This window comes from Pantoea sp. Cy-639, assembly GCF_011752525.1.
Lineage (GTDB): Bacteria > Pseudomonadota > Gammaproteobacteria > Pseudomonadales > Pseudomonadaceae > Aquipseudomonas.
In genome coordinates, this window is record NZ_VWXI01000010.1 from 100,893 (window position 1) to 114,561 (window position 13,669).

At 63.7% G+C, this 13,669-nt stretch carries 12 protein-coding genes; 9 read left to right on the forward strand and 3 right to left on the reverse strand.

The window, feature by feature from the left end; all coding sequences use genetic code 11:
• The first annotated feature begins 20 nt into the window (after positions 1–20).
• The 8 genes from F3J43_RS14205 (at position 21) to F3J43_RS14240 (ending at position 8,324) form a co-directional block, all read left to right on the forward strand.
• A complete protein-coding gene (locus tag F3J43_RS14205) occupies positions 21–395 on the forward strand; it encodes a nuclear transport factor 2 family protein (RefSeq protein ID WP_166887328.1) in 375 nt (124 codons plus the stop codon).
• Between the two features lie 36 nt (positions 396–431).
• Entirely contained in the window at positions 432–1,811 is a 1,380-nt protein-coding gene (locus tag F3J43_RS14210) for a lysine N(6)-hydroxylase/L-ornithine N(5)-oxygenase family protein (RefSeq protein ID WP_166887331.1), read from the forward strand.
• Positions 1,808–3,130 (forward strand): diaminobutyrate--2-oxoglutarate transaminase, encoded by a 1,323-nt coding sequence (gene ectB, locus F3J43_RS14215; RefSeq protein ID WP_205297860.1) that lies wholly within the window; start codon positions 1,808–1,810, stop codon positions 3,128–3,130. The genes F3J43_RS14210 and ectB overlap by 4 nt, the downstream gene beginning before the upstream one ends.
• Positions 3,131–3,175: 45 nt before the next feature.
• The gene (locus F3J43_RS14220) at positions 3,176–4,828 is read left to right on the forward strand and encodes an AMP-binding protein (protein ID WP_205297861.1); all 1,653 of its coding nucleotides are present in this window, start codon (positions 3,176–3,178) and stop codon (positions 4,826–4,828) included.
• Between the two features lie 266 nt (positions 4,829–5,094).
• Positions 5,095–5,517 carry a rhodanese-like domain-containing protein gene (locus tag F3J43_RS23835; protein ID WP_205297874.1) on the forward strand — a complete coding sequence of 141 codons (423 nt, stop codon included), beginning with the start codon at positions 5,095–5,097 and terminating at the stop codon, positions 5,515–5,517.
• Positions 5,518–5,562: 45 nt separating this feature from the next.
• On the forward strand, positions 5,563–6,894 hold the full coding sequence (locus tag F3J43_RS14230; RefSeq protein WP_166887337.1) for an NAD(P)/FAD-dependent oxidoreductase: 1,332 nt from the start codon (positions 5,563–5,565) through the stop codon (positions 6,892–6,894).
• Between the two features lies 1 nt (position 6,895).
• Positions 6,896–7,897: a DMT family transporter gene (locus tag F3J43_RS14235; RefSeq protein WP_166887340.1), complete on the forward strand. Its 1,002-nt coding sequence runs from the start codon at positions 6,896–6,898 to the stop codon at positions 7,895–7,897.
• A gap of 25 nt (positions 7,898–7,922) precedes the next feature.
• Entirely contained in the window at positions 7,923–8,324 is a 402-nt protein-coding gene (locus F3J43_RS14240) for a hypothetical protein (RefSeq protein ID WP_166887343.1), read from the forward strand.
• A 143-nt stretch (positions 8,325–8,467) separates the two neighbouring features.
• Here the strand turns inward: F3J43_RS14240 and F3J43_RS14245 are convergent, their stop codons facing one another.
• From F3J43_RS14245 to F3J43_RS14255, 3 genes are all read right to left on the reverse strand, one after another.
• Positions 8,468–9,544 carry an HlyD family secretion protein gene (locus tag F3J43_RS14245; protein ID WP_205297875.1) on the reverse strand — a complete coding sequence of 359 codons (1,077 nt, stop codon included), beginning with the start codon at positions 9,542–9,544 and terminating at the stop codon, positions 8,468–8,470.
• A 53-nt stretch (positions 9,545–9,597) separates the two neighbouring features.
• Positions 9,598–11,247 carry an MFS transporter gene (locus F3J43_RS14250; protein WP_166887349.1) on the reverse strand — a complete coding sequence of 550 codons (1,650 nt, stop codon included), beginning with the start codon at positions 11,245–11,247 and terminating at the stop codon, positions 9,598–9,600.
• Positions 11,248–11,455: 208 nt separating this feature from the next.
• Complete coding sequence (locus F3J43_RS14255; protein ID WP_166887352.1) at positions 11,456–12,418, reverse strand: ribonuclease Z; 963 nt, start codon at positions 12,416–12,418, stop codon at positions 11,456–11,458.
• A 218-nt stretch (positions 12,419–12,636) separates the two neighbouring features.
• On the opposite strand from F3J43_RS14255, the gene F3J43_RS14260 reads away from it, so the two are divergent.
• Positions 12,637–13,653 (forward strand): transporter, encoded by a 1,017-nt coding sequence (locus F3J43_RS14260; RefSeq protein WP_166887355.1) that lies wholly within the window; start codon positions 12,637–12,639, stop codon positions 13,651–13,653.
• The last annotated feature ends 16 nt before the right edge of the window (positions 13,654–13,669 follow it).

The window sequence follows — 13,669 nt, forward strand, 5'->3', positions numbered from 1 at the left end:
CGAGGTAGAAAGGAATGGGGATGTTTGAGAAGGACCTGGAAAAACATTACCAGTCGATATTGAAGGATATCGTCAACGCCTTCAATACGATGGAATTGTCGGCAATCATGGCCTGTTTCACGGACGATGTCGTTGTCCAGTACAACGAACTCAGCGTGAACGGCGCAGATAACCTGCGCGCGTTTCTGCAGGCACGTTACGCCGACTTGACCGACTACACGCTGGAAAAGAAGTTGCGGGTGTTTTCAGCACATGTGGCGGGCGTGGAAGTGGTTGCCCGCTACACCAGGAAGTCGAGCGGAGAACGCATGATTGCCAGGGTGCATGAGTTTCTTGAGTTCGAAGGCCGGCAAATAAAACGCTGGGATTATGTCGGTCATGCCACGGTGGCATGACCGCAAGAACAATGACTACATGGATGTGAGAACCTTATGCAAACTTACGACATCGTTGGTGTTGGCTTCGGACCAGCAAACATTGCACTGGCCATTGCCCTTGAAGAGTATGAGTTCCCCGGTTCGCGGCTGTTTCTGGAACGGCGTCCAGGCCCGAGTTGGCAGCCGGAAATGCTGTTGCCGGGTTCGGATATTCAAAACCATCCTTGTCGCGACCTCGTAACGCCGCGCAACCCACGCAGCCGATACACCTTCATGAACTTTCTGGTCGAAAACCAGCGCCTGTTCGACCACCTGAACCTGGGGTTGGAGTTTCCGCTGCGTTATGAATATGCCCAATACGTGTCGTGGGTTGCGGATTTCTTTGCCGGCGAAGTGCGCTACGGCACAGCGGTCGAGTCGCTCAGGCTGGACCCGCACGACGCCAATCTGTTTATCGTCACGACCGAAGCGGGCGAGTCGATCAGGGCACGCAGCGTGGTCGTGGCGCCTGGCCGTACACCCTTGATCCCAAGCGTGTTTGCCGAATGCGATCCCGCCAGGGTGTTTCACCTGACGCAGTTCAACCAACGCCTGGAGGCGTTGGCGACAGCGGCGCCTCTGCAGCATATCGCCGTCATCGGCGGCAGCCAGAGTGCGGCGGAACTGGTGCTGCATCTACGCGACCGCTGCCCGGATGCACAGATCAGCAACGTGATGCGTGCCTATGGCTATCGTTTGAAAGACACCAGCCAGTTCAGCGAGCACGTGTATTTCCCAGAGTTTGTCGATTACTACTACAACCTGTCGGGCGACGGGAAGAAGCGCATCAATCAACACTTGCACTACACCAATTACTCGTCGGTCGACAAGGATGTGATCACCAGCCTGTACGCCCGGATGTACGAAGACAAACTGCGCCAGGCTGAGCGTATCCGCATGGCCTCCTCGAGCGAAATCCTCTCTTGCGGTGTTCAGGGCGCAACGCAAGGGCAGTTGCAGCTTGAGGTCAGGGAAGTGAACACCGGCGCCGTGGCAAAGATCGAGAACATCGATGCCATCGTATTGGCCACGGGGTTCCGCAACCTGGGCGTCGGCGAAGGCGAGGAGAGTTGCCCAGCGATCCTGCAAGGGCTGCAAGACCACCTGGCGCACAACCAGAACGGTATCCTGCACATCCAGCGCGACTACAGCTTGTCGGCACGTGAAGGCCATGCTGTGCCGCCGCTCTTCCTGAACGGGCTTTGCGAGTCTTCGCATGGCTATGGCGATGCGGGTTCGTTCAGTCTGCTGGCATTGAGGGCACGCGATATCTACGAGTCGCTTTCAGACAAGCTGAACACAGATCAGAACACCAGGACGTCAGCCCAGAAGCAACGCAAGGCGGCATGTCATACCGACCGTGTCGCCGAATTCACAGGAGCCGAAGTGCAATGAGTACGATCATGGATGAGCGTGCGGTTTTCACTGATCACGAATCGACAGTGCGGTCATATTGTCGCCGTTTCCCGATGGTGATCGAACGGGCAGCCGGGAGCTACCTGTATGACACCAACGGCACCCGCTACCTCGACTTTCTGAGCTGCGCCGGCTCGGTGAACTATGGCCATAACCCGCCTCAACTGAAGGCGGCGCTGCTTGAGTACTTGCAGTCGGACGGCATTCAGGCCGCACTTGATATGCACACGGTGGCCAAGCGCGAATTCATCGACGCGTTCTACCAGATCATCCTCAAGCCGAGACAGCTGGACTATCGGCTCCAGTTCACTGGGCCGACGGGTACCAGCGTGATCGAGTCGGCTGTGAAACTGGCGCGCAAGGTGACAGGGCGCAGTAATGTCGTGGCGTTCACCAACGGCTTTCATGGTATGTCCGGCACTTCGCTCGGCCTCACCGGCAATCGCTACCATCGCCAGCAGGTCCAGGACACCCACGTGACCAGGATGCCCTACGATGGGTATCTGCCGGGTGAGGTCGACAGCGTTTCCTACCTGCGCAAGCTGCTTGCCGATAGCAGTTCGGGCATCGACCTACCGGCAGCGGTAGTGCTCGAGACGGTCCAGGGCGAGGGCGGGATCAATATCGCCTCGGCGCAGTGGCTGCGAGACCTGCGTGCGTTGACCCGCGAGCATGGCATCTTGCTGATCGTCGACGATATCCAGGCGGGCTGCGGGCGTACGGGGCAGTTCTTCAGTTTCGAATTCGCCGGTATTCAACCTGACCTGGTTTGCCTGTCGAAATCGCTCAGCGGTTTCGGGTTGCCATTCTCCCTGCTGCTGATCGCTCCGGAGCACGACAAGTGGCAACCGGCCGAAGACAACGGCACGTTCCGCGGCAACAACCTCGCGTTCGTGTCGGCCACCGCCGCACTTCGGATGTTCTGGTCGGATGAGAAGCTGCAACTGGATATCCAGCGCCGCGAGAAGATGGTGCAAGGCACGCTGCACCGGTTGGCGGAGCAATTCCCCGGTGTCATCGCCGACGTGCGCGGACGTGGGTTGTTCTACGGCATGGAATGTGTCGACCCGCACATGGCCGATAGCATCGCGCAGGAATGCCTGCGCCATGCCCTGATCATCGAGCGGTGCGGCGCAGAAGATCAGGTGCTCAAGCTCATGCCGGCGCTGACGATCGAGGACGCCCTGTTGTCCGCAGGGCTGGAGATCGTCGCCAATGCCGTTGCCACCTGCGTCAAGCAGGCCAGGGCACTGGCTGATGCGCAATGCCACGAGGCCGAGACGTTCGCGGCGACGTGATGGGGCAGGGCGAGCAGGGTTTTACTCAGGGAAGGGAGTCATTCAATGGATATTGCAGTCGACACCCGATCGGTGTCCATGCCGCCATGGTCGGTCGACCCGGCAGACAAGCCGGGTGCGGCACCCGCCATCGGCGATCTGTTTGTGGCCGCAGCGCTCAGATGGCCGGAGCGCACGGCAGTGAGCGATGGCGAAAGCAGCTACACCTACGCCGAAATGGAACAGGGGGCGAGGACGGTTGCGCATTGGTTGGCCAGCCAAGGGGTCAGCAGCGGGGATCGGGTGGTGGTGCTGACCGAGAAACGGGCGGTCATGCCGATCCTTGCCGTCGCCATCTGGAAGTGCGGGGCCGTCTATGTTCCGCTCGACGCGACCGAGCCGGCGGCTCGGCTGCGTGCACTGGTCGCCCGGCTGAAGCCGGTCGTCTTGATCAATCTGAGTGCTCAGGATGCGCAGATCTCGTCTGATCGTGTCCTGAACGCAACGCAACTGGCCTCGCTGCTGGCGGGGCCCGCGGCAGGCCACGTTACCGTGGCGCACCAGCCAGACCAGGCTGCCTATATCATCTTCGCCTCCAGTCCCAGTGGAGAGCCTCAAGGGGTCGAAGTCGACGTAGCTGCGCTGTTCACCTACTTCTGCAATCACAACCAGGTGCTTCGCTTCACCTCGGACTCTCGTGTCCTGAGCCTGTCACCGTTCAACGTCGACGTGTCGCTGGAGGACACGTTGTTGCCCTTGTCGTTGGGGGGGTACGTCTTCCAGTTTCGCAACCTGCCTGCCGGGGCCGTCATCCGTGCAATGCTCGGGCGCGAACGGATCACCCACCTGGTGGCAGTCTCGATGCTACTTGCCATGATCACCGGCGATGGGCGGCAACTGACGCGGGCCAAGCTCCCGGATCTGCATACGGTGATGACCGGTGCGCAGGTTTGCGACCCAGCGCTCGTGACAATCTGGCGGGAGCAGCTGCCGCAGACGCGCTTCCTGCACGCCTTTGGCCCGCCTGAAGCCACCATTTTCAGCGTGAGCCGGGAAATAGTGACGGTGGCCGACAGCCCTCAGGCCGCCAGTGTGATCGGCCGCCCACTACCGGGTATGGCGGTGAGGCTCGTCAAGGATGGCGAAGCGCTGAGCGAACCGGGTGTCGAGGGTGAGCTGTGGATCGGTGGCCAGCAGGTGATGCGCCGCTACTTCGACCGGCCGGATGAGACGGCTCGCCAGGTTGTCAGCCTGGCAGGGACCCGATTCTTCCGGACAGGGGATATCTGCAGCTACACCGCGGACGGCGACCTTGTGTTCCATCGCCACGGTGACGAAGAGATCGTATGGCTGGCCGGTCGTCGCACGCACCTGAGCGAGGTTCGCCATGCTGCCCTGGGTTGCCCGGGGGTGGAGGGGGTGTTCGCCGGTGTGGTCCGCCGCGCAGCTCGGGACGTCGTCGTCCTCGTCATCCTGTCCCGGCAGCGGCAAGTGATGACTCAGGTAGAAACGCACTTGCGCGACGTACTGCCCGGTTACATGCGCCCGGCAGTCTTCGCCTGGTGGCCCGCCGCAACGGCTGAGTCAAGCACACCCGTCGTCGGACGGGAACTGATCGAGCAGGTCAAAGCCGCCGTCATGCATTCGAACCTTAACCATTTTGAATTTCTGGCAGACGGGACCGTCGAGCCATTAGAAGAGGTGCAACCATGTCTGTAGCCGTCAAGGAAAGTGTCAGCAAATACCTGGAAGAAGCGCTTGGCAGGCCGGTGGATATCCACCAGTACTCGGACGACACCACACTCAACACCTTGGGTCTGGACTCTCTGCTGACCGTTGGCGTGCTGGTTTCGCTGCTTGAGGACAGTAGCGTTGACGTAGGTGAGTACGCCGACTCCCTGGTGGCCCCGAGTACGCTGGGCGATCTGTTCGCCATCGCCAACCGATTCATGGCGGATGAGCACGCGACACCGGTTGCAGAAGAGATGCCGCGAGAGCGGCGGACCCAGCTGGAGTTCTACCAGGAAAAACTGGCGTACGAAATCGACTCGGCAGACCTTGAGGCGGCGCTTGCGAGTGGGCAGGAACTGGTGGTCGTGGATGGTCGCAGCAGTGAAGCCTACGCGGTGGAGCATATCCCCGGCGCGATCAGCATTCCGCACCGGTCGATCTCTCAGAGCTCGCTCACTGGCCTGAGCAAGTCGCCGCTGTATGTCACCTACTGCGATGGCATCGGTTGCAACGCCTCGACGAAGACGGCGATCAAGTTGGCGACCGCGGGCTTTCGCGTCAAGGAGTTGATCGGGGGGCTGGATTGGTGGAAGCGCGATGGCCATGCCACCGATGGCAGCGCAGGCCAGGCCCATCGTCACCACATCGACTGCGGATGCGCCGACGCGCCGGTGTAGGTTCCGATGAAACGCCAACCTTGGTAGAAGAAAGGAAGCAAATTGATGAGCACTCTGCGTTCTGACCGCACGGAGCTGGATATTGCAGTGGTAGGCGGCAGCATCGCTGGCATGGCCACCGCGATCCGGTTCAGCAAGATGGGTTACCGAGTCGCCGTCTTCGACAAGAAGAAGATGGCAAGCCAGCCGCACAAGCAACTCTGCACGCACTTCATACAGCCGCACGCGGTGCCGCTGTTGAACGAACTCGGCCTGGCGCACCTGCGCGGCACGGATTGTTCAGTGTCTGCCAAGGCCGTCTTCGTCACGCCCGGTGGCTTGATCGAAGGGCCGGGTGGCTACCTGCCCGATGTGCCGGATTCGTTCGCCCTCAACCTGGAGCGGCGTGTGCTCGATCCGGCCATGCGAGAGGCCGCACAGGAATGTGGCGTGCACTATCACGACGCAACCAGCGTTGAGCGCATCGAAGAGGACGAGCAAGGCTGGCATCTGCATACCACCAGCGAGGCAGGGGAGCAGTCCATCCATGCCCGGCTGGTGGTAGCTGCCGATGGGCGACAGTCGCGATTGGCCAAGCTGCTGGGTAGCGAAGCTACGCTCTACCCGAACGAGCGCGCCTGCCTGTTCGGTTACTTCTCAGGGATCGAGACCCCGCAGGGCAAGCCTTCGACGTTCATCATGCATGAGCGTGACCTGGCCTGTACTTATTCGCTCGTCGAAGGCCGGACCCTGCTCGTGCTGTTCGCCGACAAGGCACGGATAGAGAGCTGGCGCGGCACCGACGAGCGGATGCGACACTTCCTCGAATACTTCGACGCTCTACCGCAGGGCCCCTCGACCACTGCCGCGGTCCCGCTTTCGAAACTGATGGGGTATGGCGACTATCCGAGCCAGGTGCGTCAGCCCGTGGTGGGCTCGGTCCCATTTGTCGGGGATGCGGCGCTGTCCCTGGATCCGATGAGTGGGGTCGGTTGCGGTTTCGCGCTGTCCTCGGCCGACTTGCTGGCCCGGTCCTTTGCCGACCGCGCCTTGGACAAGGCCGGGATCGCGCAGGGCCTGGCCGAGTACCAGCAGCGGTTCTGCGACACGATCCTCCCTCACGTGGAGGGTATCTGCGCAGACTCCCTGGTCGAACGTAACGAGGCGTTCCGGTTGAAGATGTTTCAGGCCATCAGCGCCGATCCGGACCTGAGCCGCAAGTACCTGGCCATCACCGGGCGCATGCTGCTGCCGTCCGAGTTCCATGCGGACTTGATGCGTGCGCTTACCAGGCAGGCCCTCTCCGCTCGCAAAGCTGGCGCCACCAGTGACGTTGCTGCCTCCAGGCCCAACCCGCCCAGTACAGCCCTGGCGGACCGTGAAGTAGGGAGCTTCTGACATGGGTATGAAACTTTCGCCAACGTACTTCGGCGTCTTGTGCGGTCTCAGTGCCAACCTGATTTGGGGCTTGGCGTTTCTTATCCCGCTGCTGTTGCCCGAGTCGGACTCAGTGGCGCTCGCCCTGGGCAGATACATGGTCTTTGGCGTGTTGTCTGTCGCGCTTTTGCTGATCCACCGCCGTGCAGACATCCGCAGGTTGAATGGGCGAACCTGGGGTACCGCCTTGTTGTTCGCGTTTTCCGGGCACCTGGGTTACTACTTCTTCCTGGTCCAGGCGATCACCCATGCGGGTGCGCCTATTGCGACCTCCATCATTGGCACCCTGCCGGTGACCGTCGCTCTGGCCGGTAACTGGATACGCCGCGAGTTCCCGTTCTCGCGTCTGCTGGTCCCGATCAGTTTCATCATGGTCGGTCTCATTCTGGTCAACGTCATGGAGGGCCGCTGGGACAGCGCGATGAGCGGCCGCCTGGATCTGGACTTGCTCCTCGGTATTGGCTCGGCGCTGGTGGCACTGGCCTTGTGGACTTCCTATGCGATTGCCAACGCGGGCTTTTTGCGCAAGCACCCGGAGATCTCGTCGTCCACGTGGTCCAACCTGATGGGGATCGGCGCACTGGCGCTGTCCCTGCTTGCCCTGCCGTTTGCCATCGGCTCCGGTGCCGTGCACCTGCACTACGACGACGCTGGTCAGCTTGTTCCGCTGCTGGTCGGGGCGTTGGTGATGGGGGTGCTTGTCTCCTGGGTGGGCACACTGTTGTGGAATCGCGCCTCCGGCTTGGTGCCGATCTCGATTGCGGGGCAACTCGCAGTGGTGCAGACCATCGCCGGGTTGGTCTACGGTCTTGCCTGGACGCAACGCATGCCACCGCCGTTGGAAGTGCTTGGCATTTTTCTGCTGATTGGCGGTGTGCTCTTGGCCATTCAGCGCACGCGTAAAGCGCCCGGCAGCCAAACTGGCAAAAGTACCGATCTGAAGCCGCTGACCAAGTCTGCGTAGACGTCGCGATGGGAGAACATTCTGGATGCTTTCGATCATCGCTGGTGTTGTGGCCTTGGGCGTGACAGGTGTGATGGGCTACCTGTTCGTACGCCAAGGCACCCTTGAGGCCGTTGGCGCCGATCGGGTCGGGAAGTACAAAGCGGGGCAGGATCAGTTGCGGGCGCGCCGCGAGCGTATTTCAAACGTCCGCCTGGTGAGCAATGACGATGACGTTCAGCAGCAACCCGGGCGGAATATCAAGCTGGTCACCCGTTGGTTTTCGGAAAGGTCCGACGCCGAAGAGGCTGCGCGCACCCTGGCTGTCGATCGTTACGACGTGGATGTCGTCTGGCACGTCAATACGGTTTCGCGGCATGGATTTGGCCTGAGTCAGAATGGTCCGACTTACTTCTACAGTGAATGGCGGGTAGAGGGCGTGATCTGACTCTGTCATTCGCTGAATTCATCATCAGGAGCCCCGGCCACCAAGCCGGGGCTTTTTGCTTGAGGAACTTCTGGTTGCCACAGGAGTAACCGCCATACCTGATTGATCGCATCCGCGCGAGTGGCCGCCTATCCCATACCCCTTCAGGGCGTTTCGCGGGTATCGATGCTCACCACCACCGACATCCCCGGGCGCAGGGAGCGGGCGTCCGCCTGGTCGGCATCGACGGTGATGCGTACCGGGATACGCTGGGCGATCTTGACGAAGTTGCCGGTGGCATTGTCGGCCTGCAGCAGGGCGAACTCCGAACCTGTGGCTGGCGAGATCTGCTGCACATGGCCGCGCAGCTGCAGATGGTTCAGGGCATCGACGGTGAAGGTAGCTGGCTGGCCGATGCGCACGTTGGCCATCTGCGTCTCCTTCATGTTGGCGATCACCCACAGGGTGTCCGGCACCAGTGCCATCAGTTGCGCGCCGGGGTTCACGTAGGCGCCCAGACGGGTGCCGATCTGGCCGAGCTGGCCGTCGCGCGGGGCCTTGACCCGGGTGTTGTCCAGGTCGATACGCGCCAGCTCAACAGCCGCCTTGGCATTTTCCACCGAGGCCTCCAGCGAGGCGCGGTTGACCACCACCGTCTCGCGGTCCTGGCGGGCGATCTCCAGCGCCGCCTTGGCCTGGGCCAGGCTGGCGACGGCAGCGGCATGGCCGGCACGGGTGACATCCAGCTCGCGCTGCGACACCGAGCCGTCACTGACCAGCGCCTGGTTGCGCTGCAGGTCGGCCCGGGTCTTGTCGACCTGCGCCGCGGCGTCGGTGATCGCGGCCTGGCGCTGGGCGATGGTGGCGTCGGCGCTGTTGCGCTGCTGCAGGTTGTTGGCCAGCGCCGCCTGCTGCTGCTTGAGCTGGGCGATCGACTGGGCCAGGCGCTGGGTGTAGATACGGTCGTCCAGGCGCACCAGCAAGTCGCCTTGCCGGACGAACTGGAAGTCGTGCACCGGCACCTCGACGATATAGCCGCCCAACTGCGGGCCGATGATCGTCACCTGGCCGCGCACCAGGGCATTCTCGGTGCTTTCGATGGCGCTGCTGAATGGCGGCAGGCGCCAGGCATACAGCACCAGCAGGATGCCGGCCAAGGCCACGGCAGCGAAACTCAGCGACGACAGCAGGCGCACCCGGCGGGTACGCTGCGGGCTGCTCGGCTCGGTCGGTGGCGCCATGCCCTCCGGGGCTTCGGCGATGGCGGTGGTGGTGGTCGTTGGCGTTTCCTGGGTCATCGGGTCGTGGCACCGCTGGAAGAGTCGGGGAGGGCAGCCTGGCGTGCGAGCTGGCGCAGGTAGAGGCTGCGGATGAAGATCCAGACCATGGTCAGGATGGCGATCGTGCCGATCAGCATGAACACATCGTTGTAGGCCAGCACGTTGGCCTCGCGGGTCGAGGCGCTGGCCAGCAGGCGCATGCCCACTTCGTTGCGCAGGGCCGGGTCGGCGATGACCCCGGCATAGCTGGCGCCCCCGCCCTGGACCCGGGCATTGACCAGGGGTTCGAGGTAGCTGAGCTGGTCGGCCAGGGTGCTGGAATGGAATTTCTCGCGGGCAGTCTGGAAGGTACCGAGCAGGGCCGAGCCAATCAGCCCGCCGAGGTTGTTGCAGATACCGAACAACACCGAGAAGCTCACCAGGTTGCGCGGGTTGGCGCGCACGTGGCTGATGCCCAGGGCCATGGACGGGCCGACGAAGAAGGTGCTGCCGAAGGCCAGCAGGAACTGGCTCAGGTACATCTGCGCCGGGCGCGTCAGGTTGCTCGAGCTGCTGTCCATGAAGGCGCCGGTGGCCATCGCCGCCAGCGAGATGAACAGTGGCAGGACCAGGTGTTGCGGGCTGATGGTCAGGGCGCTGGTGGCAAGGCCGGCGACGGCGCCCAGCAGCATGATGGCGTACAGCGTGCGCATCTGCTCGTTGCCCATGTTCAGCGCTTGCAGGAAGCCCACCGCGCCGGTGGACTGCTCGGAGATCACCATGCGGATCAGGATCACGCACAGTGCCAGGCGGATGATCGCGCCACTGCCCAGCCAGCGGGTCATCAGCAACGGGTTGCTGCGGTTGTGCTCGATGGCCAGGCCGCTGAACACCAGGGCGATGGCGGCGGCCAGGGCCACGCCGATCCATGGCGCGTCCAGCCACCAGTCGATGCGCCCCAGCGACAGCACCGCGCAAAGCAGCGCGGTGCCGCTGGCCATCAGGCTGAAGGTGAGGAAGTCCAGGGGTTCGAAGGTCTTGAAGCGGTCCCCCGGTGGCAGCTTGAGCAGCAGTACGCAGCCCAGCGCGGCCAGTGCCAGGCCCAGTTCGAACAGGTACAGGCCGCGCCATTCGGCGATCTGCAGCAGGTCTTCGGAAAACACCCGGGCCAGTGGAATCGCCAATTGCGAGGCGCCGAGCCCGAGCACCATGGCCTTGAGTCGCCATTGCGCCGGGAAGGCCTGGATCATGTAGTAAAGGCCCAGCGAACTGAGCGCGGCGCCGACCATGCCGTGGGCGGCGCGCACGGCGATCGCCGAGTTGAGGTCGTTGACGAACAGGTGGGCGAGGGTGACCAGGGCGTAGAGCACCAGGAACACCTCGGTGAAGGCGCGCAGGCCGAATTCCTGGCGAAACTTCACCAGCAGCAGGTTCATCGATACGTTGGTCATCACGTAGGCAGCCGGCAGCCAGGCCATTTCCGCGGTGGTGGCGCCCAGTGCGCCCTGCAGGAACGGCAGGTTGGCGGTGACCAGGGCGTTGCCCAGGCCGCCGGTGATGGCCACCAGCAGGCCGACGGCGCCGAACGCCAGGCGCTTGGCCGGGGCGTGCAGGGGCGTGGAGGGTGATCCTGGCAGGCTGGGCTTTTCGTGGGGGAGCCACTGGCGTGGCGCGTACTTGTCCATCGGGGTGTCCATGACCGCGGGTGGGATCGACTTTACGTGAAGGGCGGTGGGGTTGTGAACCTGCGGGTATGTGCAAGCTTCACCAGGGCGGCGAGTGCCAGGGGCCGGGGAGCTTAGGGCATAGAGGAAACAGAGGGGACATCGAGATACGTGGGGGCGGGCTTGCGCATCGTCGTGCGTGCACAGCCTGCCCACGCTGGCGCAGTGCTCAGACCACCTCGCTCAACCGCCCATCGCGCCCCAGGTGATAGCGCTGCAGGTCCTCGGCCAGGACCAGGTGACCGTGGTACAACCCCCGGGCTTCCTCGCGCACGTCCTCGATCGAGTTGCCACGCCCGCCCGCGCCGGCCTGGTAGCGCGCGCTGAAGTGGGTCAGTACCAGGTTGGCCACCCCGGCCTGTTCGGCGAAGCGCGCCACTGCAGCGGCGGTGCTGTGGCCGAAGGTCGATTGCGCGCGTTCCACCACCGGCTCGGTGAAGGTCGCCTCGTGCACCAGCACATCCACGCCCTTGGCCAGCTCGGCCAGCAGCTCGGGACGGTCGTTGTCGCCACAGACGATGATGCGCTGCGCCGGCCGCGCCGGTTGCAGATAGTCCCGCGGGTCGAGGGGGCGGCCCTCGTGCTCGACGCTGCGACCGCGCGCCAGCTGGCCCCACAGCGGGCCGGCCGGTACCCCGGCGGCCTGCAGCCGGGCGCTGTCCAGGCGCGGTTCGGCATCGTGCTCGGCGAACACGTAGCCATAGGACGGCACGCGGTGCGACAGCTCGACCGTGGCCACCGAGATATTGCCGCTGGCAAAGCCCTGGAAGGTCTCCAGCGCCTCGAACTGCAGCTCGAACGGCAGGTAGGTCTCGCTCAGCGCCAGGCTCTGGCGTACCCAGTCCTGCAAGGCGGCGGGCATCACCAGCGGCAGCGGCGCCTTGCGCCCGGACATGCCAGCGCTGGCCAGCAGCCCTGGCAGGCCGAAGGTGTGGTCGCCGTGGACATGGGTGATGAAGATCGCGCGCAGCTCGCGCATCGACAGCGCGCTGTGCAGCAACTGATGCTGGGTGCCTTCGCCGCAATCGACCAGGTACCAGCCGTTGCCGGTAGCCTCGATGACCGCCGTCGCACTGACGTTGCGGGCCTTGGTGGGCACACCGGAAGAAGTGCCCAGAAACTGCAGGTCCATTGCCTGACTCCTTGAGGTGAACAGCCCCGCACGCGCAGGGCGCGCGGAGGCTAGCACGCCGTCGGCCACGGGAACAGCCGTCATCGGCCTGTCACTTGCCCGGCGCTATGATCGGCCGCACCACGGCCATGAGGACCCGGCGTTGCACGACCCTGCCAGAGCGGGCTTGCCCGCGGTCAAGGGCGCCGCCCTTGGCGCCCACGCGCGGAGGGCCGCCGATGCCCGTCGCTAACCCCGCCAGCCCCCATGAGGCCGACTTGCACGGCCTGCTCTATGCCTATGTCTTCCGTCCCGGCGAGCCTGGCCGCGAGCTCGACGTCGCCCAGGCGGTGACGCAGTTGCAGGACGGGCAGGGCGAGCAGTTCCTCTGGCTGCACCTGAACCTCGCCCATGCAGCCTGCGAACGCTGGATGAAGACCCACCTCGACCTGCCGGAGACGTTCTTCGAGACCCTGCGCGAAGGCTCGCGCTCGACCCGCATCGAGCACATCGACTCAGCCTTGCTGGCGGTGGTCAACGACGTGCTGTTCAGTTTCGGCATGGTGTCATCGGACGTGTCCACGCTGTGGGCCTGTGCCCGCAGTCGCCTGCTGGTCAGTGCGCGCTTGCAGCCACTGCATTCGGTGGACGAGCTGCGCTCCTCGGTCAAGCGCGGCGAACGCTTCGGCTCCACCGTCGAGCTGCTGGTGCACCTGGTGCGCGACCAGGGCGACCTGCTGACCCAGGTGGTCCGCGAGACCACGCTCAAGGTCGACCGGATCGAGGACCAGTTGCTGTCCCTGCGCCTGAGCGACAACCGCGCCGAACTGAGCAGCCTGCGCCGTGTGCTGGTGCGCCTGCAGCGCCTGCTGGCGCTGGAACCGGGCTCGTTGCTGCGCCTGCTCAACCGGCCGCCGGAATGGCTGCGCGAGCAGGATATCCGCCAGTTGCGCGCGTCCACCGAGGAATTTTCGGTGATCATCAACGACCTCACCAGCCTGGTCGAACGCATCAAGCTGCTGCAGGAAGAGATCGCCGCCAAGCTCACCGAAGAGAACAACCGCACCCTGTTCACCCTGACCGTGGTCACGGTACTGGCGTTGCCGATCAACATCATCGCCGGCTTCTTCGGGATGAACGTCGGCGGCGTGCCGCTGGCGGACGATCCGCATGGTTTCTGGGTGCTGGTGGCGCTGGTGGTGACTTTTACCGTGATTGCCGGGCGCTGGGCATTTCGCAAGCGCGGCGATTACTGACCCCGGGCGCGGCCTT

Coding starts and splice junctions, on each gene's coding strand:
- F3J43_RS14210 (WP_166887331.1), top strand. CDS start 432: ATGCAAACTTACGACATCGTTGGTGTTGGCTTCGGACCAGCAAACATT.
- F3J43_RS14255 (WP_166887352.1), bottom strand. CDS start 12,418: ATGGACCTGCAGTTTCTGGGCACTTCTTCCGGTGTGCCCACCAAGGCC.
- F3J43_RS14245 (WP_205297875.1), bottom strand. CDS start 9,544: ATGGCGCCACCGACCGAGCCGAGCAGCCCGCAGCGTACCCGCCGGGTG.
- ectB (WP_205297860.1), top strand. CDS start 1,808: ATGAGTACGATCATGGATGAGCGTGCGGTTTTCACTGATCACGAATCG.
- F3J43_RS14230 (WP_166887337.1), top strand. CDS start 5,563: ATGAGCACTCTGCGTTCTGACCGCACGGAGCTGGATATTGCAGTGGTA.
- F3J43_RS14260 (WP_166887355.1), top strand. CDS start 12,637: ATGCCCGTCGCTAACCCCGCCAGCCCCCATGAGGCCGACTTGCACGGC.
- F3J43_RS14250 (WP_166887349.1), bottom strand. CDS start 11,247: ATGGACAAGTACGCGCCACGCCAGTGGCTCCCCCACGAAAAGCCCAGC.
- F3J43_RS14205 (WP_166887328.1), top strand. CDS start 21: ATGTTTGAGAAGGACCTGGAAAAACATTACCAGTCGATATTGAAGGAT.
- F3J43_RS23835 (WP_205297874.1), top strand. CDS start 5,095: ATGCCGCGAGAGCGGCGGACCCAGCTGGAGTTCTACCAGGAAAAACTG.
- F3J43_RS14235 (WP_166887340.1), top strand. CDS start 6,896: ATGGGTATGAAACTTTCGCCAACGTACTTCGGCGTCTTGTGCGGTCTC.
- F3J43_RS14220 (WP_205297861.1), top strand. CDS start 3,176: ATGGATATTGCAGTCGACACCCGATCGGTGTCCATGCCGCCATGGTCG.
- F3J43_RS14240 (WP_166887343.1), top strand. CDS start 7,923: ATGCTTTCGATCATCGCTGGTGTTGTGGCCTTGGGCGTGACAGGTGTG.